The following is a 23,476-nucleotide window of genomic DNA, read 5'->3' as shown; positions in this document are numbered from 1 at the left end:
ACGCGTTGACCCCGCGGCGGACGCGCTACGCGTTGACCCCGCGGCGGGCGGCGGCCGGCGCGATGGTCTGCGGGAAGAGCGGGGCAAGCGCGGCCAGCACGAGCCCCAGCACGGCGAACAGGCGGACGCCGAACCGCATCGAGATCTCCCACGGCAGCGGGAACGGCCCGGTGCCGCGCACGGCGAGCGCGTCGGCCACCAGGCACGCCGTGGTGCCAAAGGTGTTGAACGCCAGGAACAGCAGCGCCGCGAGGCCCAGGCCGTTGCCGAACCGCTCGGCGGCCCGCCGGCCCAGCACCAGGCCCGCGATCCAGGCGAGCGCGGTCAGCACGAGCGCCGCGATCGGCGCCGCCCGCTCCACCCGCAGCTCGGCGTCCGAGCCCTCGCCGTCGGACGGCCGGAACGTCAGCCGCCAGTCGTCGTTCGCCGCCGTGAGCCCGCCGGAGCCGTCGTCGCCGACCCGCCATCCGTCCGCCTCGAGCCGCGCCCGGGCGGCGACCAGGTCGGTCCGGGCTTCGCCGAACGACATCTCGGCGAAGCCCGCGCCGTACTCGTCGATGCCGAGCACCCAGCCCAGGACGCCGCCACCGTCGTCGCCGTAGGCGGACCCGGAGACATGGCCGGCCCGGGTGATGTCGGTGCCCTTCTCCGATCCCTGGACGACCATCCCGGCGAGGGCGTGCATCCGCTCGTCACCGGGCAGATCGCCGGCCGTCACGCGCCACGCGGCCCAGGCGACGACGGCGGCGAGGAGAGCCGCCGCCGTGAGGGCGACGGCGATTCGCAGGGCGAGGCGGCGCATGGCGCGAATGATCCCGGAGCGCGACCGCGCCGCGCTACCCCGGCGTGCCTCTTTCGGCGGCGGTCAAAGGCGGTGCGCGTGCCGGACGGTCGTGGCGCCGCGGGTGTCGAAGAAGCGCTTCGCGAGCCCCGCCAGGTGGTCGGCGTCGTACTCGCGGTGGTTCTGCACCAGGATCACCAGGTCGGCGGAGGTGGTCGCGCCCTCCAGGTCGTCGGTGCGCGACACCTCGACGTCGCCGACCGTCCACTGGGGAACGTGCGGGTCGTGGTAGAGCACTGTCGCGCCGAGCGCGGCGAGCTGGCGGGCCAGCGGGGTGGCCGGCGACTCGCGCTGGTCGGCGATGTTCGGCTTGTAGGTGACCCCGAGCAGCAGCACGGTGGCGCCGTGCACGGCCTGCCCGTCCGCGTTCAGCAGGTTCTGCGCCCGCCGCGCCACGTAGTCCGGCATCGTCGCGTTGATCTCCTGGGCCAGCTCGACGAAGCGGAACGGATAGCCCAGCCGGCTGCGCACGTTGTGGCTCAGGTAGTTGGGGTCGATCGGGATGCAATGCCCGCCCACGCCCGGGCCGGGAAAGAAGGCCTGGAAGCCGAACGGCTTGGTGGCGGCGGCCCGGATCACGTCCCACAGATCGATGCCGAGCTCGTGGCAGAACCGCGCCATCTCGTTGACCAGGGCGATGTTCACGTGCCGGTACGTGTTCTCGAGCAGCTTGGCGGTCTCGGCCTCGCGGGTGCCGCGCGTGCGCACCACGGTGTCGACGAAACAGCCGTAGAACGCCGCCGCCCGGTCGGTGCAGGCCGGCGTGTAGCCGCCCACCACCTTGGGTGTGTTGCGCGCGCCGAAGCGCTCGTTGCCCGGATCGATCCGCTCGGGCGAGAACGCCAGGTGGAAGTCGATGCCGGCGGTCAGCCCGGAGAGCCGCTCCAGCAACGGGCGGACGACCTCGTCGGTGGTGCCCGGATAGGTGGTCGACTCCAGCACGACCAGCATGCCCCGGCGCAGGTTGCGGCCGATCGCCTCGGTGGCGGCGACGACCGCCCGCAGGTCCGGGCCGTCGCCCTCGGCGAGCGGGGTCGGCACGCAGACGACCGCCGTCGTGGCGGCGGCGATCGCCCGCTCGTCGCAGGTGGGCGTGAAGCCGCCGGCGAGCATCTCGGCGATGTCGGCGTCGCTCAGGTCGTCGACGTGCGAGCGGCCGGCGGCCAGCGAGGCCACCACCGACGGCTGCACGTCGAAACCGGTGACCGCCAGCCCGGAGCGCACGGCCTGCTGCGCGAGCGGCAGGCCCACGTAGCCGAGCCCGAGGATGACGACGGTCATGCGAGAGGCCTTTCGGTCAGCGGGGCCGGTCGCGGCGCCCTCGTCGCCTGGCGGCCGATCACCGGCGCGGCGACGGGGGAGAGCGGCATGGTCCCCGGTCGCGGCTCGGCGAGCTCCCAGCGCGAGGGGAACGGCAGGTAGGCCGGGAGGAACTCGGCCAGCAGCGCGGCCTGCTCCGGAGCCAGGTCGTCGGCCGAGTCGGTGTCGTTGAGGCAGAAGGCGTCCAGGTTGCGGTTGTGCAGCAGCCGCGCCAGCCGGAACGGCGTCGCCGGGTCGGCCAGGTCGGTGTACAGGTACTCGATCTCGCCCGGCGCGGCCCGCCCGGTCAGGTACGCGTAGTACTGCTGGAGCGAGGAGAGCAGCGCGATGTCCTCCGGATGCCGGAACTGGTGCCCGGCGGTGGCGGCCACCTCGTCGGCGAAACGCAGCTCGATCTCGGCGAGCACGCTGCGGCGCGACGGGTGCGGCGTGTGCTTCATCTTGCGGGTCAGCACCCGGCCGAACGCGTCCCGGATCAGATCGCGGTTGTTCTTGCCGGCCGAGTTCGCCGGGGTGTCGCCGGGCCGCCGCGGCGCCGAGTCGACCCGGGCCGTGGACGGGAAGAAGCGGGTGAGCCCGCCCGGGGTGAAGAACATCTCCGGCGGCACCGGCCGGCCCAGGAAGACGTCGTCGTTGAGGTAGAGGAAGTGCTCGGCCAGCCCCGGGATGCGGTGCAGCCGCGACTCGATCGCCTGCGAGTTGAAGGTGGGCAGCCGCCCGGTGTCGCCGAAGATCTCCCGGTGGCTGACCACGGTGAGGTCGGCGCGGTCCAGGTCGAGCCAGGCCGGCACCTGGTCGTCGGTGACCAGGAAGACGTGCCGGATCCAGGGGGCGAACGCGTGCAGCGAGCGCAGCGAGTAGCGCAGCTCGTCGCGGGAGACGAAGCGCGACCGGTTGGCGGTCTGCCCGCTGGAGCCGGCGACCCAGCCGTTGTCGCGCAGCGCCCGCGCCTTGCGCTCGTACCAGCCGGGGTCCTCGCCGTCGACCCAGGTGTAGACGGCGTCGATCGGGAACGCCACCCGGTCCGGGCTCACCATGGTGAAGATCTCGCGGGTGCGGTAGCGGGGGAGCGGGCCGGGGACGCCGAACGAGCCGAAGACCGGCTCGGGGGCGAGCGTGCCGGGCTCGCCGGCCGGCACCGAGCTCGCGACCGGGTTGGGGCGGGGCCCGGTGAGACGGCCGTCGGCCGCCCGCCACAGCTCGACCTCGCAGGCGTATTCCGTGCCGTACACGATGTGCCCGCCCGTGTCGGTGACCGGCCAGCTCACCCGCAGCAGCCGGGTGGTGGCGCGGCGGCCCACGATCTCCAGGCGCCCCACCTCGGCGGCGGTGAGGGCCGCGAGCACCTCCAGGACGCGCTCGCGGTCGTCCTCGGGCACGGCCACGGCGGTACGGGTCAGCGAGTCGGCGGGGACGCGGAACCAGTCGATGCCCGCCGTCTCGAGCGCCGCCACGACGCGGTCGAGGTTCTCACGGCGTACCGATGCGGGATCCGACCAGGGCGAACGACGGGCCGTGAGGCGCGCCGCGGCCGTGCGCACCCGCATGGCCGGCGCGTCGGCCGGTGGCGGCAGCAGCCGGCGGCGGGGTCCCAGCGGAGCCAGCCGCCGGGCCGTCCGCAACCGGCGGTCCGCCGGGACGCGGGGCAGGAGCCGCAGCTCCAGCTGGCGCATCACGCGCCGCCGGACAGGCCAGGGCGCCAGCCCGAGGATCCGCCGCAGATGCACGCCGTCGTCCTTCCGCCGGGGTCAGTCGCTGTGCTGTGACCCTCAACTGGCGCCTGCGCCGTAAGTGACGCCCTATATCACCGGTATACGCGATTTGCCGGTGTGACGTGGCCGATCTTCCCCGGCCGACCCCTACGGGTTCGCTCAGGGATACGGCCGATGCGCCGGGTTGCCTCGCTGCGTCATGGTGGACTCACAACCTGGGGAGGTCGAGATGGGCAAGGCCATCGCATTTCTCGTGGCTCTGATCGCCGGCGTCGTCGTGGTCGGCTGGGTGGCGGCCAACCTGATCGGGCCGGTGCTGTTCTACCTGATCGTGGGCGCCCTGGTGGTCGGCGGCGGCTACTACCTCTACGCCAAGGCCAAGAAGTCGATCTCGCAGGACGGGCGCACGCAGCGGCGCATCGAGGCCGCGGCGAAGACCTACCGGATGCGCAACAAGTAAGGCTCGGCGCGGGCGGCTAGGCTTGCGGTGCACCACCCACCTTCTGACCAACGGGAAGTCGCACCGTGTTTGACACTTTGAGTGACCGCCTTTCTGGGATCTTCACCAAGCTCCGCGGCAAGGGCAAGCTCACCGATGCCGACATCGACGCCACCGCGCGCGAGATCCGCCTCGCGCTGCTCGAGGCGGACGTCGCGCTGCCCGTGGTCAAGGCCTTCATCTTCAACGTGAAGGAGCGCGCCCGCGGAGCGGAGGTCTCGCAGGCGCTCAACCCGGCGCAGCAGATCATCAAGATCGTCCACGAGGAGCTCATCAACATCCTCGGCGGCGAGGGGCGGCGGCTCCAGTTCGCCAAGCAGCCGCCCACGGTGATCATGCTGGCCGGTCTCCAGGGCTCCGGTAAGACGACCCTCGCCGGCAAGCTGTCCCGCTGGCTCAAGAACCAGGGCCACCAGCCGCTGCTCGTCGCCGCCGACCTCCAGCGCCCCAACGCGGTCAACCAGCTCCAGGTGCTCGGCGGCCGGGCCGGCGTCGAGGTCTACGCGCCCGAGCCCGGCAACGGCGTCGGCGACCCGGTGCAGGTGGCGAAGGACTCCATCGAGCACGCGAAGCGCGCCGCCAAGGACATCGTCATCGTCGACACCGCCGGCCGCCTCGGCATCGACGCCGAGATGATGCAGCAGGCCCGCGACATCCGCGCCGCCGTCGACCCCGACGAGGTCATCTTCGTCATCGACGCCATGGTCGGCCAGGACGCGGTGCAGACCGCCGAGGCGTTCCGCGACGGCGTCGGCATCACCGGCGTGGTCCTGTCCAAGCTCGACGGCGACGCCCGAGGCGGTGCGGCCCTGTCGGTGCGGCACGTGACCGGCGAGCCGATCCTGTTCGCGTCCACCGGTGAGAAGCTCGAGGACTTCGACCTCTTCCACCCCGACCGCATGGCCAGCCGCATCCTCGGCATGGGCGACGTGCTGACCCTCATCGAGCAGGCCGAGCAGGCCTTCGACGAGGAGCAGAAGGAGAAGATGACCGGCAAGCTGCTTGCCGGCGAGACCTTCACCCTCGAGGACTTCCTCGACCAGCTCATCGCGGTCCGGCGGATGGGCCCGATCGCCAACATCCTCGGCATGATGCCCGGCATGGGCCAGATGAAGGCCCAGCTCGACGAGCTCGACGACAGCCACTTCGACAAGGTCACGGCGATCATCCGGTCGATGACCCCCCAGGAGCGCCAGAACCCGAAGATCCTGAACGGCTCCCGCCGCTCCCGCATCGCGAACGGCTCGGGCGTGACCGTCATGGACGTCAACCAGCTGCTCAACCGCTTCGCCGACGCGCAAAAGATGATGAAGCAGATGAGCGGCATGATGGGCCTGCCCGGCGGCCGCCGCAAGGCCACGAAGAGCCCGAAGAACAAGCGCAAGGGCACCAAGGGCGGCAACAACCGTCCCCGCACCGGCGGCGGCATGCCCGCGGGCTTCCCGGGCGGCATGCCCCAGCTGCCCCCGGGCCTCGACCCGAACGCCCTCGGCGGCGGCGGGGGCGCGGGCGGCTTCAAGCTGCCCAATCTCGACTTCAACAAGCTGATGAAGCAGCAGAAGGACGACGACAAGAACTGACTGGCGATCTAGGCATGGGTACAGTAGCTTCGTGACATCCCCTGAGGAGGTCCCGATGCCCGCGGCCCGCACACCTTGCCCGATCACCGTCGATGTCCCGGCGCTCACGGCTCTCCGTGACGGATGCCGCAGGGCTCAGGACGACGCGTGACCGTCGGGTCGCGCCTCACGGTCGACGACGTCGCGGAGTTCTCCGAGGAGCTGCGGTTCGAGCTGCTCGACGGCAAGGTCTTCCGCCGTCCGTCGCCACTGCCGTTTCATCAGATCCAGTGCGTTGATGTTGTTGACGCACTCCGGCGGAATGCTCCCGAGGAGTATCCGGCCGCGTATGGCATGGCGGTCGAACTGGACCGCTACAACATGCCCTTCATCGATGCCGTCGTCATTCGTGCCAGGTCGGCCCTGCGTGCGCCAGTCCCCGTCGGCGACGTGCTCCTTGCCGTCGAGGTCACCTCGTCCTGGTCCGAGGCCATCGATCGCGGGCCGAAGAAGTGGCTCTATGCCCGAGCGGGCATCCCGGCCTACTGGCTCGTCGATTCCGTGGCCGAACGGATCTCGATCACGCAGTTTGTGCTGGGTGCCGACCGCCGCTACCGCAGGCGCCTCCATTCCGCCGAGCGGGTCACGCTCGATGCGCCGTGGCCCACGGTCATCGATCTGCCCGCCATGACCCGCGAGCGCGAGGCGCTGCGTGCGGCCGCGTGGCCGTCGCGCGGCGGTGTGCCGATTACGATGGAGCGAGACGAGCGGGACAACATGGCATAGAGCAACTAGTCTGGGGCCTAGTGTGGTGAGGCGCGATCCCATCGAGGAGGACTCGATGACCGCTTCCCTTCGGCTTGCCGACCCTCGCCTGCTCGAGCGGCGCGACCTGACCGTCGATGACCTGGTGGACCTTCCCGAGGATCTCCGCTACGAGTTGATCGGCGGAAGGCTCGTGTTGTCCACCCACGCCAAGACCACGCACCAGCTTCTGAGCAAAAGATCGGTGACGCCATAGAGGTGAACTGCCCGGACGACTTCATGGTCAACATTGAGCAGGCGATCGCCCTCGGACGGCGCACGGAGCTTCGGCCGGACGTTGTCCTTCTGCGGGAGGAGAGCGGTGACTGCTCGCCTGTCCTTCCGAGAGATGTCCTTCTCGCCGTCGAGGTCGTGTCCGCCTCGTCGCGGGCGGCCGATCGGGGACTCAAGCTCGAGGAATACGCGGCCGCGGGCATCCCCTCCTACTGGATCGTCGATCCGCTGGCCGAAAGGGTCACCTTTTCCCAGTTCGTGCTCACCGCTCCGGGCGTTTACGAGCTGCTGATCGAGACGGATGGCCTTGTGACCGTCCATCAGCCGTGGGAGACGACGCTGGATCTTCCGGCCTGGACGAGGCGTCGCGATCGGATCAGGAGCAAGACCCGTCCCGGCGGGTGACGGGCCGATCCGGTAGGCCGCGTTCGAGCGCGTGCCGCTCGACGAGTCGTGGCCCACGGTCATCGATCTGCCTGCCATGACCCGCGAGCGCGAGGCGCTTGCGTGCGGCCGCGTGGCCGTCGCGCGGCGGTGTGCCAATTACGATGGAGGGCCCAGGGCGAGACAGCCGCCGGTTGCCCCGAATACGGCGACTTCGTGGTCAACCAGGAGCAGGCCGTTCTCGTCAGCTCGAGCAACGAGCTCAAGCCGGGCGCCCTGCTCATCCGCACGGACGGTGCGAACCGGTCGCCGGTGCGGGCGGCGGACGTGCCGCTCGTTGTGGAGATCATTTCCAGGTCCTCGGTGGTCTACGACCGCAAGCACAAGATGAAGAGCTACGCCGTCGCCGGGATCCCGTCGTATTGGATCATCGACCCGCTGGCTGATCGGGTGACCTTCACGCAGTACCTGCTCGGACCCGACGGCAATTATCACCAGCAGCTCCAGACCGACGAGTTGGTCACGGTCCACCAGCCCTGGGAGATCACGCTGGATCTGCCGGCGTGGACGCGGAAGCGGGATTGGATCGAGAGAAACGCCCGCCCCTGACAGGTGGGTGGCCGTCGGGTAGGACTGTTCCTATGGCGTTTCATGTGCGTGGGGCCGTCCTGCCCGAAGGGGACGTGAAGGATCTCTGGCTGGTGGGCGACCGGGTCACCTTCGAGCCGGTTGCGGGAGCCGAGACCATCAGTGACGGCGGGTTCGTGTTGCCGGGGCTGGTGGATGCGCACTGTCACCTCGGGATCGCGCCGGGGGCCAGGCCCATCGAGAGTCTCGACCAGGCGCGGGAGCTCGCGGCGATCGATCGGGACGCGGGTGTGCTGGCGCTGCGGGACGCCGGATCGCCGTACCCCTATCCGGAGCTGGACGACGAGCCGGGGATTCCGCGGCTCGCGCGGGCCGGGCGTCATGTGGCGCCGCCGCGGCGTTATCTGCGGGACATCGGGGTCGAGGTCGAGGCCCAGGACGTCGCCGAGACGGTGACCGCCGAGGCCAAGGCCGGCAACGGGTGGGTCAAGATCGTGGGGGACTGGATCCACCGGGAGCGGGGTGACCTCGCGCCCTCGTGGGACGCGGCGACGATGGCGGCGGCCGTGGAGGCGGCGCATGCCGCGGGCGCGCGGGCCGCGGTGCACACGTTCTCCGAGGAAGCCGTCGAGATCATGGTGCGGGCGGGGGTCGACTCGGTCGAGCACGGGACGGGGATCTCGCTCGGCCTGATCGACGAGATGGCGCGCCGGGGCACGGCGCTGGTGCCCACGATGATCAATATCAGGACGTTCGGGAAGATCGCGGATCAGGCGCGGGGCAAGTACGACGGGTACGCCGACCACATGATCTCGCTGCGTGACCGGTTCCCGGCGCTGGTGCGGGCGGCGTACGAGGCAGGGGTCCCGATCTACGTCGGCACCGACGCGGGCGGGGGCATCCGGCACGGGCTCGCCGCCGAGGAGATGCTGCTCCTCGAGGAGGCCGGGCTGCCCGCCGAGACCATTCTGGCCAGCGCCTCGTGGGGAGCCCGCGCCTGGCTCGGCTTCCCGGGGCTGGTCGAGGGCGGCCTCGCCGACCTGGTGGTCTACGAGGCCGACCCTCGGCGCGATCTGCGCGTGGTGCGCGCGCCCAGCCGCATCGTGCTGCGCGGGCGCGTTATCCGGTAAGGCTCCAGAGCCGCAGGTGGGTCGTCGTGGGGCAGGCCAGCCGGTCGGTGGTGTGCACGCAGGCTCCGCTCGGGGCCGGAATGTCCCCGAGCCGGGTGAGCCGCCGGTCGGAGATGCGCACCGTCATCACCGTGCCCGCCGTCAGCCTCGGCGTCACCAGCACCGTGTCCTCGTCGAGCCAGTCCACGTTCGCGTCGGGGGACCGGAACGCGGGCTGCCCGCCGCCGTCCAGGACCACGGCCGGGCCGCGGCCGGTCACCAGGGTGCTGTCGCCGATCGCCGAGATCGTCGCGGCGGACTCCGGCGCGGGCGACTGCCAGAGCTTGATGCTGCTGGCCAGGTCGACCGCGGTCACCTGGGGCTTGTCGTCGAGGACGCAGAGCCGATCGTCGCCGCAGGCGGTCATGCCCACGAGCCGTTCGGGACCATCGCTCAGGAGCACGTACGACTCGCCGGTGTCCAGGTCGGTCCCGACGATCTGGTACGCCGCGCTGTCGCAGCACGGGACCGTGTCGTGGAAGACCAGATCGCCGATCGTCACGAAGAGGGAGTCGGCGGCCGGGGTCATGACCGGGGTGATCGTGCGCAGCTCCCTGCCGTCGCGCATGTCGTGGACGATCATCTTGCCGGCCTTCGTCACCTCGACCAGCCGGTCGGCCTTGACCGGGTCCGGCATCAGGACGCGCACGGGCGGGTCGGGGTCCGCGGGCCCGGAGGTCTGCCAGCGCCGCACCCCGGTCCCGACGTCCAGGACCTCGACGATCTTGTTCTCGGCGTGCCTGTGCACGAGGGCCTTGTCAGTCAGGATCAGCTCGTCCTTCCGGTGCGCCGGGAAGGAGCGGATCCCCTTCCCGTTCGCCCGGTCGACCAGGAACGCCTGCCGCTCGCCGCCCGGAGATTCGGTGAGGACCAGCACGACGTTCCCGGCGGCGCGGACGTCCACCACCATGTGCCGGGAGTCGAGCGCCGTGTCCCAGAGCACCGCCCCCGTGTGCAGGTCGGCCGCGTTGAGATAGGTCTCGCCGCCGGGCGTCGTCCAGGCCGAGAAGAGCTTGCCGTCCCGGGTGGTCTGCACCACCGACTTGGCGGGGCCACCGGTGTTGACGGGCGAGCCGACCTCGGTCAGGGCGGTGCTCGACGGCGTCGGCGAGACCGTCCGGTCGGCGTCGTGGCGCGGGCGGGAGAGCACCGTGCCCAGGCCGGCCGCCACCAGGCAGACCGCCAGGGCCGCCGAGATCGCCGCCCGCCGCTGGGTGCGCTGCCGGCCGCGCTGCCGTGCGTGCTCCGCGCCGGCCAGCGGGATGGCGTCGGCCGCCCGGCCGAGTCCGGCGAGCAGGTCGTCGAGGTCAGCGGGCATCGTGGCTCTCCTCCTTCTCCAAGACGGGGTCCATGACGGGGCCCAGCGCGGCGGCCAGACCGGCGCGGCCGCGGGACAGCCACGACTTGACCGTTCCCGTGGACGCGCCGGTCTCGGTGGCGATCTCGCCCACCGAGCGGTCGAGCAGGTAGTACAGGGCGAGGGCGCGCCGGTGGGCGGCCGGCAGGGTCTGCATGGCCCGCACGAGCAGGACGGTGTCCTCGGAGGGCGGCGGCGCCGGTGGTGGCGCCGGTGCGTGGGCGAGCCTGTTACGGCGTACCCCCAGATGGCGCCATCGGTCCGCGGCCAGACGGCTCACCACCAGGCGCAACCACGCCTCGGGGTTCTCGTAGCCGGCTAATCGCCGCCATCGCTGCCAGGCGCGCGCATAGGCCTCCTGCACCAGGTCCTGCGCCTCCGCGGTGTCACCCGTGAGGCCGTACGCGTACCGCGCCAGCCTGCGTGAGGTGTCCCGATAGAAGCCGTCGAAATCGTCCGTCGCCGTCATCCGCACCGCCCTTCCCCCTAGGACACGGGATGCCTGTCGGAGTGGTTGCGCGGCCCCTGACTAGAATGTCGCCTCGTGGCTCGTGTGCTCACTCCCCGTGCGGAAGACTTCCCTCGCTGGTACCAGGACCTGATCGCCAAGGCGAAACTGGCGGACAACGGCCCGGTGCGCGGCACCATGGTGATCCGCCCGGTCGGCTATGCGATCTGGGAGCGCATGCAGGCCGACATGGACGCCCGGATCAAGAGCGTCGGCGTGCAGAACGCCTACTTCCCGCTCTTCATCCCCGAGAGCTATCTGCGCCGCGAGGCCGACCACGTGGAGGGCTTCTCACCGGAGCTCGCCGTGGTCACCCACGCGGGCGGCAAGGAGCTCGCCGAGCCGCTGGTGGTGCGCCCCACCAGCGAGACGGTCATCGGCGAGTTCATGGCCAAGTGGGTCGACTCGTACCGTGACCTGCCGTTGCTGCTCAACCAGTGGGCCAACGTCGTGCGGTGGGAGCTGCGCCCGCGCACCTTCCTGCGCACCACCGAGTTCCTCTGGCAGGAGGGCCACACCGCCCACGCCAGCGAGGCCGACGCCCGCGAGCACGCCCGTGACGTGCACCGCAACGTCTACGAGGCGTTCATGACCGAGTTCCTGGCCGTCCCGGTCGTGCCCGGCCGCAAGACCCGCAAGGAGCGCTTCGCCGGCGCCACCAACACCATGACCGTCGAGGCCATGATGGGCGACACCAAGGCGCTGCAGATGGGCACGTCGCACGAGCTGGGCCAAAACTTCGCCAAGGCGTTCGACATCTCGTACTCGTCGGCCGCCGGCGGCGTCGAGCACGCCTGGACCACCTCGTGGGGCACCTCCACCCGCATGCTCGGCGGGCTGATCATGGTGCACGGCGACGACAACGGCCTGCGGCTCCCGCCGCGCCTGGCGCCGATCCAGGTGCAGGTCATGGTGGTCAAGGCCGGTGAGGGCGTCGTCGAGGCGGCGGCCGCGCTGCGTGACGAGCTTCGGGCCGCGGGCGTACGGGTGAAGCTCGACGACCGCGCGGACGTGCCCTTCGGCCGTCGCGCCGTCGACGCCGAGCTCCAGGGCATCCCGATCCGCATCGAGGTCGGCCCCCGCGACCTGGCCACCGGCAACGTGACGATCGCGCGCCGGATCGACGGCTCCAAGACGCCGACCGCGCTGGGCGAGGTGGCCGGCGCGGTGACCAGCGCGCTCAAGGCGGACCAGCAGCGGCTCTACGACGAGGCGCTGGCGTTCCGCGCGGCCAACACGGTCGAGGTCAAGACGCTCGGCGACGCGATCGAGGCGGCGCAGACCGGCTGGGCCCGGGTGCCGTGGTCGGCGGTCGGCGAGGACGGCGAGGCCGAGGCGAACGGCAAGGCCGTCACCGTGCGGTGCCTGGTCCGCCCGGACGGCTCGATGCCCGACTCGGGCGACGAGGACGGCCTCATCGCGATCATGGCCCGGTCCTACTGATGGCTTTCGCCGCGGGACGGCTGATCCTGCACCGTGACACCCACCGCGGCCGGCTCGGCTTCGTTCACCCCGGCCGGGTGGTCTCGGACGACGAGCGTGGGCTGCTCCTCTGGGTGGCCGAGGCGTCGGTGGTCGCCGTGGAGACGGCCGCCGACGGGCGCGGTCCGCGTGACTTCGCGTCGTTCGCCGACTGGATCGCGGCGCCCCGCTCAGTCCGGCTCGCCACCTGGCGCGGGCCGGGCGTCCTGCGGTTCTTTCCCGCCGGCGCGAACCACTCGGTGTGGTTCTTCCGCGATGAATCGGACAATTTCGCGGCCTACTACGTGAACCTCGAAGAGGGTGCCGTCCGCTGGGACGACGGTGACGTGGCCGGCATCGACGTGATCGACCAGGATCTGGACATCGTCGCCACCTCCGACCTCGAGTGGGAGTGGAAGGACGAGGACGAGTTCACCGAGCGCCTCGAGCTTCCCGAGCACTACTGGGTGCCCGACCCGGCAGCCGTCTGGGCCGAGGGACACCGCGTGGTCAAGCAGATCGAGGCGGGGGAGTTCCCCTTCGACGGCACCTGGACCGACTTCCGGCCGGACCCGTCCTGGGAGACGCCCGTCGCGCTCCCGCCGGGCTGGGATCGCCCGGTCGTGGCGCGCGTTTGACGCCCGGTTGGGAGGTGCCGCCTCCCATCTGGCAGAATGGTTCCTTGGTCGGTACGCCGGAGCGCCCTCTAACCCTCCGGCGAAGCCAGTCCATCGAGACATCGGTTCCCGCAACCCCACGTGGGTGACCGTCGGCTCAACTCCACGCATTCATCAGGAGCGAAGAGAACCGTGGCCGTTAAGATCCGGCTTCTGCGGATGGGCAAGATCCGCAACCCGCAGTACCGCATCGTCGTCGCCGACTCGCGCACCAAGCGCGACGGCCGTGCCATCGAGTACGTGGGCATCTACCAGCCGAAGGAACACCCCTCGGTGATCCAGGTCAAGTCCGAGCGTGTGCAGTACTGGCTCTCGGTCGGCGCGCAGCCGAGCGAGGCCGTGCAGCGCATCCTGGAGAAGACCGGCGACTGGCAGCAGTTCAAGGGCCTGCCGGCCCCGCCGCCGCTGCTCGTGGCCCCCGAGAAGCAGAGCCGCGCCGAGGTGTACGAGGCCGAGGCCAAGGCCGCCGCCGGTGTCGCCGACGCGCCCGCCAAGACCCCCAAGAAGGCCGACAAGGTCGCCGCCGCTCCGGAGGCCGCCGAGGCCAAGCCGGCGCAGACCAAGGCCGCCAAGCCCGACGAGCCCAACCGCGAGGCCGTCGCCGAGACCGCAGAGGACCCGGCCGGTGCCGGCGCCGACGCGAGCTGACGGGGCGCTCCGGCCGGCGCTGGAGCACCTCGTCAAGGGCATCGTCGACAACCCGGACGATGTCCGGGTCCGACTGGTCGACTCGCGCCGCGGCAAGCGGCTCGAGGTCCGCGTGCACCCCGAGGACCTGGGTACGGTCATCGGGCGCGGCGGGCGTACGGCCAAGGCCCTGCGGCAGGTCATCGGGTCGATCGGTGGGCGCGGCATCCGCGTGGACATCGTCGACGCGTACTGATCGATGCTTCTAGTAGTCGGCCAGATCGGTAAGCCGCACGGCATCCGGGGCGAGGTCTCGGTTGTCGTGCGTACCGATGAACCGGAAGAACGTTTCGTCCCCGGGTCGGTGTTCGTCACGGAGGTCCCCCAGGACCGCCGCGTCAGCACCGGCCCGGCGGCCGTTGCTTCCGGCGTTCGCTATGAAGTGCCCAAGCAACTCGTGCTGGAGCAGATCCGCTGGCATCAGGGCCGCGGCATCGCCCTGTTCGAGAACGTCTACGACCGCAACGTCGCCGAGGCGCTGCGCGGCGTCTATCTCCAGGTGGACAGCGCCTCCCTGGCGCCGCCCGAGGATCCGGACGAGTTCCAGGACCACCAGCTCATCGGCCTGCGGGTCGAATCGGCCTCCGGCGAGGTCCACGGCACGGTCGAGCGCATCGAGCACGCTCCCGCGTCCGACCTGATCGTGCTGAAGAAGGCCGGTGGCGGTACGGCGCTGATCCCGTTCGTGAGCGCCATCGTCCCGGTGGTGGACATCGCGGGCGGGCGCGTCGTCGTGGACCTGCCCGAGGGCCTGCTGGACCTTTGATGCGCGTCGACATCATCTCGATCTTCCCGGAGTACTTCGCCCCGCTCGATCTGTCGCTGATCGGCAAGGCGAGGTCGACCGGGCTGCTCTCCGTGGACGTGCACGATCTGCGCACGTGGACGAGCGACGTGCATCGGACCGTCGACGACACCCCGTACGGCGGCGGGCCCGGCATGGTCATGCGGCCGGAGCCGTGGGGGCAGGCGCTGGACGCGGTCGGTCCCGGGACGCTCGTGGTGCCGTCGCCGGTCGGGAAGCCGTTCACGCAGGCGGACGCGTACGAGCTCGCCGCCGTTGATCATCTGATCTTCGCCTGTGGGCGCTACGAGGGCATCGACCAACGGGTGATCGACGACGCCGCGGCGCGGATGCCGGTGCGGGAGATCTCACTCGGCGACTACGTGCTCTTCGGCGGCGAGGTCGCGGTCATCGTGATCATGGAGGCCGTGACGCGGCTGCTGCCGGGTGTGCTCGGCAACGCATCGTCGCTCGACGAGGAGTCGCACTCGGCCGGCCTGCTCGAGGCGCCCGTCTACACCAAGCCGGCGTCGTGGCGCGATCGGGAGGTTCCCGACGTCCTGCGCTCCGGTGATCATGGGCGGATCGCGCGCTGGCGCCGTACCCAGAGCCTGCTGCGGACCGCTGCCCGGCGGCCCGACATGATGGCGTCCTACCCGCCGGAATTGCTGGACAAGTCGGACAGGGCGGCCCTGGCTGAGGGCGGATTTCAGATCACGCCTCCCTCTGTGGCAAAGTAGGGAGGTTGCCGACTTCGCCCCGCGCCGTGGGGCCGAAGCCGAGGACCCCTTGGAATAGCGGGGGGTCAGAATCACCCGCCGCGCACCGAACTCCCGGTGCGCCCTTGAGTACGAGGATGCAGCGATGAACACGCTGGACGCTCTCGACGCCCAGTCGCAGCGCACCGACATTCCCGACTTCCGCGCCGGTGACACCCTCAAGGTGTACGCCCGAGTCGTCGAAGGCAACCGTTCCCGCGTCCAGATCTTCCAGGGCGTCGTGATCGCCCGGCAGGGCGCCGGCCTCCGGGAGACCTTCAAGATCCGGAAGATCAGCTTCGGCGTCGGTGTCGAGCGGACCTACCCGATCAACAGCCCGGCGATCGACAAGATCGAGGTCGTGACCCGCGGTGACGTGCGCCGCGCCAAGCTCTACTACCTGCGTGAGCTCCGTGGCAAGAAGGCCAAGATCAAGGAGCTTCGCGAGAAGCAGACCGTCTGATCTTGATCGATCCTGTGCTACCGCCCGTAAGTTTCCCTAGGGAGATACTCGGGCGGTAGTGCTGTATCCGGGGCGGTTTCGTCGGCGGCGGGAGAAGCGAAGCGTGGAACCGATGGAGGGCTACCGGCCGTCCGAGCGACGGCGACGGTCCATGATCCGGCGCAAGGAGATGCCGCTCTGGCAGGAGCTCCCGCTCCTGCTGATCGTGGCGTTCTGCCTCGCCGTGCTGATCCGTACCTTCCTGGTGCAGGCGTTCTACATCCCCAGCGGCTCGATGCAGAACACGCTGGAGATCAAGGACCGGGTCCTCGTCAACAAGGTCGTCTATGACATGCGCGACCCGGTGCGCGGCGAGATCGTGGTCTTCCGCGGCACCGACAACTGGGCGCCCGAGGTCACCGAGCAGGTCAGCAACTCGTTCGTGGCCAAGCTGGGCCGCACCATCGGCGACCTCGTCGGGGTGAGCCGGCCGGGCGAGCGCGACTTCATCAAGCGGGTGATCGGGCTGCCCGGCGACAAGGTGGCCTGCTGCGACGCCAAGGGCCGCATCACGGTGAACGGCGTGGGCATCGACGAGTCGTACATCGCCGAGGGCTTCAACTCCGACATCAACCAGCCGCCCAACCCCAACCAGTGCACGAGCCGGCGCTTCACCGAGATCACCGTGCCCGAGGGTGAGATGTTCGTCATGGGCGATCACCGGGCCGTCTCGCAGGACGCGCGATGTCAGGGTCCCGTGCCGATCGACAACATCATCGGCCGGGCATTCGTGATCGTCTGGCCGAGCAGCCGGTTCACCAGCCTCTCGGTGCCGGACGTCTGGAAGACGTACGCCGCCGACCATCCGACCGCGGCGGGCCTTCCGGAGCGGCGGCCCGGCCCCGCGACGGAACTTTTCGCACTTCCTTTTATCTTAAGTGCGGCGTTATCCGCGCGTTCCGGACTGCCGTTCTCGATTCGGCGTCGTAGGCTCCCATCGTGATTGACGAGCAGACGGAAAAGCGCAAAAGCTCCTTCTGGCGCGAACTTCCGATTCTCCTGGGTGTGGCGATCCTGGTCGCCGTCCTGGTCCGCGCCTTCGTGTTGCAGACGTTCTACATTCCGTCCCCGTCGATGGAGCACACCCTCAACGTGCTCGACCGGGTGCTCGTCAACAAGCTCGTCTACGACTTCCGCGAGCCCAAGCGCGGCGAGATCATCGTCTTCGAGGCGCCCAAGGAGTGGCAGCCGGGCGCCGACGGCGAAGACTTCATCAAGCGCATCATCGGCACGCCCGGCGACCGCGTGCAATACACCGGCACCGGCAAGCTGATCATCAACGGCGTCCCGCTCGACGAGCCGTACATCTACAAGGACGCCGACGGCCAGCAGGACCCGCCCGCCAGCACCAACTTCGACATCACCGTGCCCGAGGGCCGGCTCTGGGTGATGGGCGACCACCGGTCGGCGTCCGGCGACTCTCTCGAGCACTACCAGGACAGCGACCACGACATCCAGCAGGCGACGATCACCGAGGACTCGGTGGTGGGCCGCGCCTTCACCGTGTTCTGGCCGGTCAACCGCGCCACCTGGCTCTCCGTGCCGGACGGCTTCGACAAGATCCCGGACCCGAAGTAACACCCGCTCGTAAGATCCACGCCGAGCGCAATAGGCTTGGTGGCGTGACCGTCATCGACCGCCGCGCCGGGCGCGTGCTTCTCGTCGATCAGGCCGGGCGCACCCTCCTGCTGCACGGCCGTGATCCGGCCCGCCCCGAGGCGCGCTGGTGGTTCACGCCGGGCGGCGGCCTCGACCCCGGCGAGACGGTGGCCGAGGCCGCCGCGCGCGAGCTCTTCGAGGAGACCGGGCTGCTGGTGCCGGCCGGCGAGCTCGGCGAGCCGTTCTGGCATCAGGTGACCGAGTTCAGCTACGACGGCCGCGACTATCGTCAGGAGCAGGACTTCTTCCTGCTGCGGGTCACCGAGATCCAGATCGACATGGCCGGCATGGACGAAGACGAGCAGGAGACCATCACCGAGCACCGCTGGTGGTCGGCCGAGGAGATCGAGGCGAGCGCCGAGCAGATCTTCCCGGTCGAGCTCCCCGAGCTGTTGCGGAGCCTGTGATGCTGGCCCCACCCCGCACGGTGGTCCGCCGGGAAGGCGGCCTCTACGCCCTCGAGCGCGCGCTCCAGCGCCGCGGCTTCCGTCAGGTGGCCGGCGCCGACGAGGCCGGCCGTGGCGCCTGCGCGGGCCCGCTCGTGGCCGCCGCCGCGATCCTGCCCGAGGGCAAGCGCGGCGAGATCGACGAGCTGGCCGACTCCAAGCTGCTGACCCCGGCCGCCCGCGAGCGCGTCTACGACGAGGTGGTGGCCCGCGCCCTGGCCTGGTCCGTGGTGATCATCCCGCCCACCGAGGTGGACGCCCGCGGCCTGCACGTGTGCAACCTCGCGGCGATGCGGCGAGCGCTCGCCTCGCTGTCCACCCCACCGGAGTACGTGTTGACCGACGGCTTCCCGGTCGACGGCCTCGGCGTGCCCGGCCTCGCGGTCTGGAAGGGCGACCGGGTGGCGGCGTGCGTGGCGGCGGCCAGCGTGCTCGCCAAGGTGACCCGGGACAGGCTGATGGTGCAGCTGCACGACCAGTTCCCGGCCTACGGGTTCGCCGTGCACAAGGGCTACATCACCGACGAGCACACCGCCGCGCTGCGCGAGCACGGGCCCTGCGCCGAGCACAGGTTCTCGTACGTGAACGTGGCCGCGGCCTCCGGGCGTGGCAACCGGCCGCCCCGGGCCCGGCGTCCCGGCCTGGTGGAGGCCGCGCCGGTACTGTTTGATGCATCCGAAGCCCAGCCGCCGATGCTTCCAGCCGTCGCTGGGGGTACCGTCGGCGTGGCGTCGGGCGACCAGCCTCAGCCGTCGCCGTGTGTGGGGGAAGATGAGGCCATGGAGGGCGAAAAGCGATGAGCGCAGAGGATCTCGAGAAGTACGAGACCGAGATGGAGCTGCAGCTCTACCGGGAGTACCGCGACATCGTCCGCCAGTTCTCCTACGTGGTGGAGACCGAGCGCCGTTTCTACCTGGCCAACCAGGTCGATCTGCACGTGCGCAACTCGGACGGCGAGGTGTATTTCGAGGTCGAGATGCACGACGCCTGGGTGTGGGACATGTACAGGCCGGCCCGGTTCGTCAAGAACGTGCGGGTGATGACGTTCAAGGACGTGAACGTCGAGGAGCTGGAGAAGCCGGACATCTCCCTGCCCGACGACGCGGGCTTCGGGAGCTGAGCGGGGTTATCCACAGCCCCTTTTTGTGATCTCCAGCAGACGGCAGGCTGGCGGGCATGCCGTTCCTGGGGTTCCTGCTCGCCGTCCTGTCGTTCGCGTGGCCGGTGTCGCCGCCGTCGGTGGCCCGTCCGTTCGACCCGCCGGCCCATCCGTGGCTCGCCGGGCATCGCGGGGTCGACCTTCGAGGGTCGCCCGGTGCGCCCGTGCTGTCCGCCGGGCCGGGCACTGTGGTCTACGCGGGCGTGCTGGCCGGGCGCGGGGTGATCAGCGTCGCCCACGCCGGTGGGCTGCGGACGACGTACGAGCCGGTGACCCCGTCCGTCTCGGTGGGTGACGTGGTCGCGGGCGGCGCCGTGATCGGGGCGCTCCAGGGCGGTCATCCGGGCTGCGCCGCGCCGGCGTGCCTGCACTGGGGGCTGCGGCGCGGCGAGCTCTATCTCGACCCGTTGGCGTTGCTCGGCCTCGGGCGGGTGCGGTTGCTGCCGCTCTAGCCGTCAGCGCCGCCACTCGCTCAACAGCTGGGGCAGGTGCTCGGCCAAGCGGTCGTAGTCGTCGGCGCGGTTGTAGACCTGGGCGCTGAGGCGGAGCAGGCCGCGGCCACCCCAGGCGTTCACCTGGACCTCGGCGGCCAGCTTCTCCGAGATCCGCGCGCGCAGCGCGTGCGCCTCCGGCGTCGTCGTGGCCAGCCCCGCGGGCAGCGGCACGATGCGCATCGCCACGTCCGGATGACCAGGGTGGGGCAGGTCGGTCGCGCCGAGCGCTTCCCCGATCACCCGTTGGCCGTACGATGCGAGCGCCGCGTTGTGGCGCCGCACGGCCTCCCAGCCGAGCGTGCGCAGCATGAAGAGCCCGGTGGGCGACGCGAGCCAGGGGGTGTAGTCGAGGGTGCCCTGATATTCGACGTTGAGTGGGTAGCCCTCCTCCTGCTCCCACGAGACGACCAGCGGCTCGATCCGCCGCCGCCACCGCGGGGCGACGGAGAGCAGCGCGGTGCCCCGCGGCGCGAAGGCCCACTTGTGCAGGTTGCCCACCCAGAAGTCGGCCCCGATCGCGGCGACCTCGACGGGCAGCTGGCCCGGCACGTGCGCGGCGTCGACCAGGATCGGGATGTCGTGCTCGTGCGCGGCGGCGGCGATCTCCCGCACCGGCAGGGCCACCGCGGTGGCCGAGGCGATCTGGTCGACGATCAGCAGCTTGGTCTTGCCCGGCCGCAGCGCCGCCCGGACCCGCGCGACGACCTCGGCGTCCCCCGCACCCAGCGGCAGCGCGACGGTGCGCGCGGTCGCCCCGGTCCGCCGGCACTGCCGCCGGGCGGCGAGGGCCACCGCGCCGTAGCCGTGATCGGTGAGCAGCACCTCGTCGGCCGACTCGAGCCGCACGGACTGCAGGATCAGCGAGACGCCGGTCGTCGTGTTGGGCACGAGCGCGCTGCCGTCCGGGTCGGCGCCGAGAAAAGCCGCGAGATGCCGTCGCGTATGGACGATGCGGTCCATCAGCCCGTTGCCGGCGTGGAACCGCATCGGGTTGGCGTCGACCTCGTCGCGCAGCCGCTGCTGGGCGCGCTGCACGACGATCGGCACGGCCCCGAACGAGCCGTGGTTGAGATAGGACACGCCCGGATCGAGCGAGAACAGAAGACGGGCGCCGGGGATGGCTGCGGGCGGTTCTCCGGCGCTCACCCCCTGATCGTACGGGCTCACGCCCGAGGGTGCGCCTGTTTGAACGCCGCCCGGAGCCGCTCGGTGGACACGTGCGTGTAGATCTGCGTGCTCGACAGCGACGCATGCCCGAGCAGATCCTGCACGGCCCGCAGATCCGCCCCACCGTCCAGCAGATGGGTCGCCGCCGAGTGCCGCAGATCGTGCGGACTGGTGTGCGGCAGCCCGGCTTCCCGCGCCGCCGCGTCCACGATCCGCCGCACCACGGTCTGCTGGAGGCGACCCCCTTTCACCCCGAGAAACAGCGCGTCGCTGTCCTTGCCCGCCCGCCCGGCCCGGCCTTCGTCTTTGTTCCCGCCGCCGTTGTCTCCGCCGCCTTCGTGCCCGCTGCCTGGCGCACCCGTTCCCTTGCCCGATTTGTGAGGTTGGGCAGTTGGCGTAGCGAGATGGGGTCGGCCGTGCCGGAGGTAGGCATCGAGCGCTCGCTGGGCGGGCAGGCCATAGGGGACCGCGCGCTCCTTGGCGCCCTTGCCGAAGACCCGCACCAACCGGCGCGCCTCGTCGAGGTCGGCGCGGTTGAGGCCGCAGAGCTCGCTGACGCGTACGCCCGTGGCGTAGAGAAGCTCCAGCACGGCCCGGTCCCTCAGCGCGACCGGATCGCCGGAATCCGCTCCCTGTGCCATTTCGCGCGCCGTCTCGTCCCGTGCGCCTTGCCCCCGCGCTGTCTGGCTGTCCGCGGTCTCATCCCAGGCGCCTTGCCCCTGCGCGGCGGGTCGCTGTGTGCCTTGCTCGCTGGCCTCTTCCCGCGTCCTCTCTTCCCGCGTCCTCTCCTCCCGTGCCCCCGTTTCTTGGGGGATCTTTCTCCGTTCGGACTCTCCTCTTCTGCCCTCTATGAGGGCTGCTGCCTGGTCGGCGCGGAGGACGGTGGGGAGGCTGCGATGCGCGCGCGGGCTGGCGAGGTGGGCGCCCGGGTCGGCGGGGATGCGGCCGGTGCGGGCGGCCCAGGCGGTGAAGGCGCGTGCTGCCGCGGCCCGGCGGGACTGGGAGGTGCGGGCGGCGCCCTCGCGCATGCGGGCGGCGAGCCAGCTGCGGAGCAGGCCGATGTCCAGGTCGGCGAGCGAGGTCGCGCCCTCCCGGACGGCGTGGTCGAGCAGCGACACCACATCGCCGAGATACGCCCGTACCGTATGGGCCGAACGATTGTCGACGCGCGCCAGATGGTGGCCGAAGTCGTCCACGGCCTCCCGCAGCCGGTCCGGAAGCCGCTCGTGCATGTCGCGCGTGTCCATCGGGTTGACGGTCATCGCTCCACCCGGTCCTCGTCAAGCGGCCACGCTGGTCGTGCGGCACTACACTGCCGGGCACCATGGCACGCTTCCGATGCTTTCTGGCGCTCGCCCTGCTCGCCTCGCTCTCGGGCTGTTCCCTGCTCGACGGCTCTCCTACCCCGTCTCCCACGCCCTCCTCGCCGTCGCCGTTCCCCTCCGCGGTCGCCGGCCTCGGCAGCCGGGTGCAGGAAGTCTCCGCCGCCACGTTCCAGTCGCCCTCGAAGAACATCGTCTGCGACCTGACCACCACGACGGTCCGCTGCGACATCCTCGAGAAGCAGTGGTCCGCGCCGCCGCAGCCCGAGGACTGCCAGCTCGACTGGGGCAACGGCATGTTCCTTCAGGACGGCAAGGCCGACTTCACGTGCGCCGGCGACACGCTCGCCGGCTCCGCGACCGAGACTTTGGAGTACGGCGAGGCCGTGCGCGCCGGCACGATCCGCTGCGACAGCACGCCCAGGTCCGTCACCTGCGAGGACGAGAAGTCCGGCCACGGTTTCGCGCTGGCCCGGGCCACGTACGACCTCTTCTGACACGGATTCTTGTCGTACCCCCGGCCTAGGGTCCACACCATGGCCAGCTGGATGGAAATCGAAAAGGACGCACCGGCCTTCGCGCAGCGCGTGAGGGCCCTGTTCGACGCGGGCACCAACAAGACCATCGCCACGCTCCGCCGCGACGGTTCCCCGCGCATCAGCGCCACCGAGGCCGTCTTCCAGGACGGCGAGCTCACCTTCGGCTCCATGCCGGGCGCGGTCAAACTGCTGGACCTGCGCCGCGACCCCCGCATGGCCATGCACGCCCCAACCCTGGAGCCGCCCAAGGACGCCCCCGAAAAAGGCCCGGGCGACGCCAAGATGGCCGGCGTGGCCGTCGAGATCCCCCCGCCCGCCGACTCTCCGCACACCGACGCCGGCTTCTTCCGGCTCGACATCCGGGAGGTGGTCCTCACCTATGTCGGCACCCCCGCCGACCACCTCGTCATCGAAACGTGGCACGCGGGCCGAGGCCACGAACGCCGCACTCGCCGCTGACCTTGCGGCAGGGCCGCTCTCGCTACGGGCTGTCCGAACGGGCTCGTCTTGGGTCGCCCGCCGCCACCGGATGGTCGGCCGCGTCGTGCTCTGCCGTGCCGTGCCCCCGGCGTCGTGACGCGGAGTGCCGCACGCGCGTCGGGCAGCGCCGTGCTCGCGTCATGCCTTCCCGCGGCGTGTCGGCGACGGTGTGCCGTGTGCGCATCGTGCCGGGCGGCATCGTGCCGGGCGGCGTCGTGCCGGGCGGCGTCGTGCCGGGCGGCGTCGCGTCGGGCGGCGTCGCGTCGCGGTGTGCCGTGTGCGCATCGTGTCGGGCGGCGCCGTACCTCGGCGTGTCGCACCCGCGGTGTGCCGGGCGGTGCCGTGCCTGCGGTGTGCCGCATCTGC

Annotated in this window: 30 protein-coding genes; 23 read left to right on the top strand and 7 right to left on the bottom strand. The window is 70.9% G+C overall.

Features of this window, described 5'->3' with window-relative positions; translation table 11 throughout:
• Positions 1-25: 25 nt before the first annotated feature.
• The 3 genes from Ade02nite_RS03775 to Ade02nite_RS03765 form a co-directional block, all read right to left on the bottom strand.
• Positions 26-802, bottom strand: coding sequence for a hypothetical protein (locus Ade02nite_RS03775; protein WP_203760078.1), 777 nt, complete (start codon positions 800-802; stop codon positions 26-28).
• A 63-nt stretch (positions 803-865) separates the two neighbouring features.
• On the bottom strand, positions 866-2,122 hold the full coding sequence (locus Ade02nite_RS03770) for a nucleotide sugar dehydrogenase (RefSeq protein ID WP_203760077.1): 1,257 nt from the start codon (positions 2,120-2,122) through the stop codon (positions 866-868).
• Positions 2,119-3,888 carry a stealth family protein gene (locus Ade02nite_RS03765; RefSeq protein WP_239168499.1) on the bottom strand — a complete coding sequence of 590 codons (1,770 nt, stop codon included), beginning with the start codon at positions 3,886-3,888 and terminating at the stop codon, positions 2,119-2,121. Before Ade02nite_RS03765 ends, Ade02nite_RS03770 begins: the two co-directional genes overlap by 4 nt.
• 214 nt (positions 3,889-4,102) lie before the next feature.
• Here Ade02nite_RS03765 and Ade02nite_RS03760 point away from each other — a divergent pair, with 214 nt between their 5' ends.
• From Ade02nite_RS03760 to Ade02nite_RS03735, 7 genes are all read left to right on the top strand, one after another.
• A complete protein-coding gene (locus Ade02nite_RS03760) occupies positions 4,103-4,333 on the top strand; it encodes a hypothetical protein (protein WP_203760076.1) in 231 nt (76 codons plus the stop codon).
• 65 nt (positions 4,334-4,398) lie between these two features.
• Positions 4,399-5,952, top strand: a complete 1,554-nt coding sequence (gene ffh / locus Ade02nite_RS03755; protein ID WP_203760075.1) for a signal recognition particle protein — start codon at positions 4,399-4,401, stop codon at positions 5,950-5,952.
• A 147-nt stretch (positions 5,953-6,099) separates the two neighbouring features.
• On the top strand, positions 6,100-6,717 hold the full coding sequence (locus Ade02nite_RS03750; protein ID WP_203760074.1) for a Uma2 family endonuclease: 618 nt from the start codon (positions 6,100-6,102) through the stop codon (positions 6,715-6,717).
• Between the two features lie 55 nt (positions 6,718-6,772).
• Positions 6,773-6,952 (top strand): hypothetical protein, encoded by a 180-nt coding sequence (locus tag Ade02nite_RS49025; RefSeq protein ID WP_239168498.1) that lies wholly within the window; start codon positions 6,773-6,775, stop codon positions 6,950-6,952.
• Between the two features lie 2 nt (positions 6,953-6,954).
• The gene (locus Ade02nite_RS03745) at positions 6,955-7,374 is read left to right on the top strand and encodes a Uma2 family endonuclease (RefSeq protein ID WP_239168497.1); all 420 of its coding nucleotides are present in this window, start codon (positions 6,955-6,957) and stop codon (positions 7,372-7,374) included.
• Positions 7,375-7,569: 195 nt separating this feature from the next.
• A complete protein-coding gene (locus Ade02nite_RS03740; protein ID WP_239168496.1) occupies positions 7,570-7,962 on the top strand; it encodes a Uma2 family endonuclease in 393 nt (130 codons plus the stop codon).
• A gap of 32 nt (positions 7,963-7,994) precedes the next feature.
• Positions 7,995-9,071, top strand: a complete 1,077-nt coding sequence (locus Ade02nite_RS03735) for an amidohydrolase family protein (RefSeq protein ID WP_203760072.1) — start codon at positions 7,995-7,997, stop codon at positions 9,069-9,071.
• Here the strand turns inward: Ade02nite_RS03735 and Ade02nite_RS03730 are convergent.
• Entirely contained in the window at positions 9,061-10,428 is a 1,368-nt protein-coding gene (locus Ade02nite_RS03730; protein ID WP_203760071.1) for an outer membrane protein assembly factor BamB family protein, read from the bottom strand. The genes Ade02nite_RS03735 and Ade02nite_RS03730 overlap by 11 nt on opposite strands.
• The gene (locus Ade02nite_RS03725) at positions 10,418-10,936 is read right to left on the bottom strand and encodes a SigE family RNA polymerase sigma factor (RefSeq protein ID WP_203760070.1); all 519 of its coding nucleotides are present in this window, start codon (positions 10,934-10,936) and stop codon (positions 10,418-10,420) included. The genes Ade02nite_RS03730 and Ade02nite_RS03725 overlap by 11 nt, the downstream gene beginning before the upstream one ends.
• A gap of 75 nt (positions 10,937-11,011) precedes the next feature.
• Here Ade02nite_RS03725 and proS point away from each other — a divergent pair, with 75 nt between their 5' ends.
• The 13 genes from proS to Ade02nite_RS03660 all read left to right on the top strand — a co-directional run bounded on the left by proS (position 11,012) and on the right by Ade02nite_RS03660 (position 19,560).
• Positions 11,012-12,418, top strand: coding sequence for a proline--tRNA ligase (proS, locus tag Ade02nite_RS03720; protein WP_203760069.1), 1,407 nt, complete (start codon positions 11,012-11,014; stop codon positions 12,416-12,418).
• Positions 12,418-13,074 (top strand): ribonuclease FAU-1 family protein, encoded by a 657-nt coding sequence (locus Ade02nite_RS03715; RefSeq protein WP_203760068.1) that lies wholly within the window; start codon positions 12,418-12,420, stop codon positions 13,072-13,074. The genes proS and Ade02nite_RS03715 overlap by 1 nt, the downstream gene beginning before the upstream one ends.
• 171 nt (positions 13,075-13,245) lie before the next feature.
• Entirely contained in the window at positions 13,246-13,761 is a 516-nt protein-coding gene (gene rpsP, locus Ade02nite_RS03710; RefSeq protein WP_203760067.1) for a 30S ribosomal protein S16, read from the top strand.
• Positions 13,739-13,996: an RNA-binding protein gene (locus Ade02nite_RS03705; protein ID WP_014447131.1), complete on the top strand. Its 258-nt coding sequence runs from the start codon at positions 13,739-13,741 to the stop codon at positions 13,994-13,996. Before rpsP ends, Ade02nite_RS03705 begins: the two co-directional genes overlap by 23 nt.
• Positions 13,997-13,999: 3 nt before the next feature.
• On the top strand, positions 14,000-14,566 hold the full coding sequence (gene rimM / locus Ade02nite_RS03700) for a ribosome maturation factor RimM (protein ID WP_203760066.1): 567 nt from the start codon (positions 14,000-14,002) through the stop codon (positions 14,564-14,566).
• Positions 14,566-15,324: a tRNA (guanosine(37)-N1)-methyltransferase TrmD gene (trmD, locus tag Ade02nite_RS03695; RefSeq protein ID WP_203760065.1), complete on the top strand. Its 759-nt coding sequence runs from the start codon at positions 14,566-14,568 to the stop codon at positions 15,322-15,324. The genes rimM and trmD overlap by 1 nt, the downstream gene beginning before the upstream one ends.
• A gap of 124 nt (positions 15,325-15,448) precedes the next feature.
• Positions 15,449-15,805 carry a 50S ribosomal protein L19 gene (rplS, locus tag Ade02nite_RS03690; protein ID WP_203760064.1) on the top strand — a complete coding sequence of 119 codons (357 nt, stop codon included), beginning with the start codon at positions 15,449-15,451 and terminating at the stop codon, positions 15,803-15,805.
• A gap of 112 nt (positions 15,806-15,917) precedes the next feature.
• Positions 15,918-16,787: a signal peptidase I gene (gene lepB / locus Ade02nite_RS03685; RefSeq protein ID WP_203760111.1), complete on the top strand. Its 870-nt coding sequence runs from the start codon at positions 15,918-15,920 to the stop codon at positions 16,785-16,787.
• Positions 16,784-17,422, top strand: coding sequence for a signal peptidase I (gene lepB / locus Ade02nite_RS03680; protein ID WP_203760063.1), 639 nt, complete (start codon positions 16,784-16,786; stop codon positions 17,420-17,422). The genes lepB (Ade02nite_RS03685) and lepB (Ade02nite_RS03680) overlap by 4 nt, the downstream gene beginning before the upstream one ends.
• A 44-nt stretch (positions 17,423-17,466) precedes the next feature.
• A complete protein-coding gene (locus tag Ade02nite_RS03675) occupies positions 17,467-17,910 on the top strand; it encodes an NUDIX hydrolase (RefSeq protein WP_203760062.1) in 444 nt (147 codons plus the stop codon).
• Positions 17,910-18,749: a ribonuclease HII gene (locus Ade02nite_RS03670; protein ID WP_203760061.1), complete on the top strand. Its 840-nt coding sequence runs from the start codon at positions 17,910-17,912 to the stop codon at positions 18,747-18,749. Before Ade02nite_RS03675 ends, Ade02nite_RS03670 begins: the two co-directional genes overlap by 1 nt.
• Positions 18,746-19,069, top strand: a complete 324-nt coding sequence (locus Ade02nite_RS03665; RefSeq protein WP_020517955.1) for a DUF2469 domain-containing protein — start codon at positions 18,746-18,748, stop codon at positions 19,067-19,069. Before Ade02nite_RS03670 ends, Ade02nite_RS03665 begins: the two co-directional genes overlap by 4 nt.
• 56 nt (positions 19,070-19,125) lie before the next feature.
• Positions 19,126-19,560 (top strand): M23 family metallopeptidase, encoded by a 435-nt coding sequence (locus Ade02nite_RS03660; RefSeq protein ID WP_203760060.1) that lies wholly within the window; start codon positions 19,126-19,128, stop codon positions 19,558-19,560.
• Between the two features lie 3 nt (positions 19,561-19,563).
• Here Ade02nite_RS03660 and Ade02nite_RS03655 read toward each other — a convergent pair whose 3' ends face one another.
• Positions 19,564-20,748, bottom strand: a complete 1,185-nt coding sequence (locus Ade02nite_RS03655) for an aminotransferase class V-fold PLP-dependent enzyme (RefSeq protein WP_203760059.1) — start codon at positions 20,746-20,748, stop codon at positions 19,564-19,566.
• A gap of 17 nt (positions 20,749-20,765) precedes the next feature.
• Complete coding sequence (locus Ade02nite_RS03650) at positions 20,766-22,031, bottom strand: tyrosine recombinase XerC (protein ID WP_239168495.1); 1,266 nt, start codon at positions 22,029-22,031, stop codon at positions 20,766-20,768.
• Positions 22,032-22,093: 62 nt separating this feature from the next.
• Between Ade02nite_RS03650 and Ade02nite_RS03645 the strand changes: the two genes are divergently transcribed.
• From Ade02nite_RS03645 to Ade02nite_RS03635, 3 genes are all read left to right on the top strand, one after another.
• Positions 22,094-22,588: a DUF6636 domain-containing protein gene (locus Ade02nite_RS03645; RefSeq protein ID WP_203760058.1), complete on the top strand. Its 495-nt coding sequence runs from the start codon at positions 22,094-22,096 to the stop codon at positions 22,586-22,588.
• Positions 22,589-22,627: 39 nt separating this feature from the next.
• Entirely contained in the window at positions 22,628-23,089 is a 462-nt protein-coding gene (locus Ade02nite_RS03640; RefSeq protein WP_203760057.1) for a pyridoxamine 5'-phosphate oxidase family protein, read from the top strand.
• Between the two features lie 197 nt (positions 23,090-23,286).
• Positions 23,287-23,476, top strand: a 190-nt coding sequence (locus Ade02nite_RS03635; protein WP_203760056.1) for a hypothetical protein, incomplete at its 3' end; no start/stop codon positions are given.

Origin of the sequence: Paractinoplanes deccanensis (assembly GCF_016862115.1) — a bacterium.
In the GTDB taxonomy this organism is placed as follows: domain Bacteria; phylum Actinomycetota; class Actinomycetes; order Mycobacteriales; family Micromonosporaceae; genus Actinoplanes; species Actinoplanes deccanensis.
The sequence above is the reverse complement of the archived record's forward strand: the minus strand, read 5'-3'. Positions and strand labels throughout refer to the sequence as shown.

Coding starts and splice junctions, on each gene's coding strand:
- Ade02nite_RS03775 (WP_203760078.1), bottom strand. CDS start 802: ATGCGCCGCCTCGCCCTGCGAATCGCCGTCGCCCTCACGGCGGCGGCT.
- Ade02nite_RS03770 (WP_203760077.1), bottom strand. CDS start 2,122: ATGACCGTCGTCATCCTCGGGCTCGGCTACGTGGGCCTGCCGCTCGCG.
- Ade02nite_RS03760 (WP_203760076.1), top strand. CDS start 4,103: ATGGGCAAGGCCATCGCATTTCTCGTGGCTCTGATCGCCGGCGTCGTC.
- Ade02nite_RS49025 (WP_239168498.1), top strand. CDS start 6,773: ATGACCGCTTCCCTTCGGCTTGCCGACCCTCGCCTGCTCGAGCGGCGC.
- Ade02nite_RS03735 (WP_203760072.1), top strand. CDS start 7,995: ATGGCGTTTCATGTGCGTGGGGCCGTCCTGCCCGAAGGGGACGTGAAG.
- Ade02nite_RS03730 (WP_203760071.1), bottom strand. CDS start 10,428: ATGCCCGCTGACCTCGACGACCTGCTCGCCGGACTCGGCCGGGCGGCC.
- Ade02nite_RS03725 (WP_203760070.1), bottom strand. CDS start 10,936: ATGACGGCGACGGACGATTTCGACGGCTTCTATCGGGACACCTCACGC.
- Ade02nite_RS03715 (WP_203760068.1), top strand. CDS start 12,418: ATGGCTTTCGCCGCGGGACGGCTGATCCTGCACCGTGACACCCACCGC.
- rimM (WP_203760066.1), top strand. CDS start 14,000: ATGCTTCTAGTAGTCGGCCAGATCGGTAAGCCGCACGGCATCCGGGGC.
- trmD (WP_203760065.1), top strand. CDS start 14,566: ATGCGCGTCGACATCATCTCGATCTTCCCGGAGTACTTCGCCCCGCTC.
- rplS (WP_203760064.1), top strand. CDS start 15,449: ATGAACACGCTGGACGCTCTCGACGCCCAGTCGCAGCGCACCGACATT.
- lepB (WP_203760111.1), top strand. CDS start 15,918: ATGGAGGGCTACCGGCCGTCCGAGCGACGGCGACGGTCCATGATCCGG.
- Ade02nite_RS03670 (WP_203760061.1), top strand. CDS start 17,910: ATGCTGGCCCCACCCCGCACGGTGGTCCGCCGGGAAGGCGGCCTCTAC.
- Ade02nite_RS03665 (WP_020517955.1), top strand. CDS start 18,746: ATGAGCGCAGAGGATCTCGAGAAGTACGAGACCGAGATGGAGCTGCAG.
- Ade02nite_RS03660 (WP_203760060.1), top strand. CDS start 19,126: ATGCCGTTCCTGGGGTTCCTGCTCGCCGTCCTGTCGTTCGCGTGGCCG.
- Ade02nite_RS03650 (WP_239168495.1), bottom strand. CDS start 22,031: ATGACCGTCAACCCGATGGACACGCGCGACATGCACGAGCGGCTTCCG.
- Ade02nite_RS03645 (WP_203760058.1), top strand. CDS start 22,094: ATGGCACGCTTCCGATGCTTTCTGGCGCTCGCCCTGCTCGCCTCGCTC.
- Ade02nite_RS03640 (WP_203760057.1), top strand. CDS start 22,628: ATGGCCAGCTGGATGGAAATCGAAAAGGACGCACCGGCCTTCGCGCAG.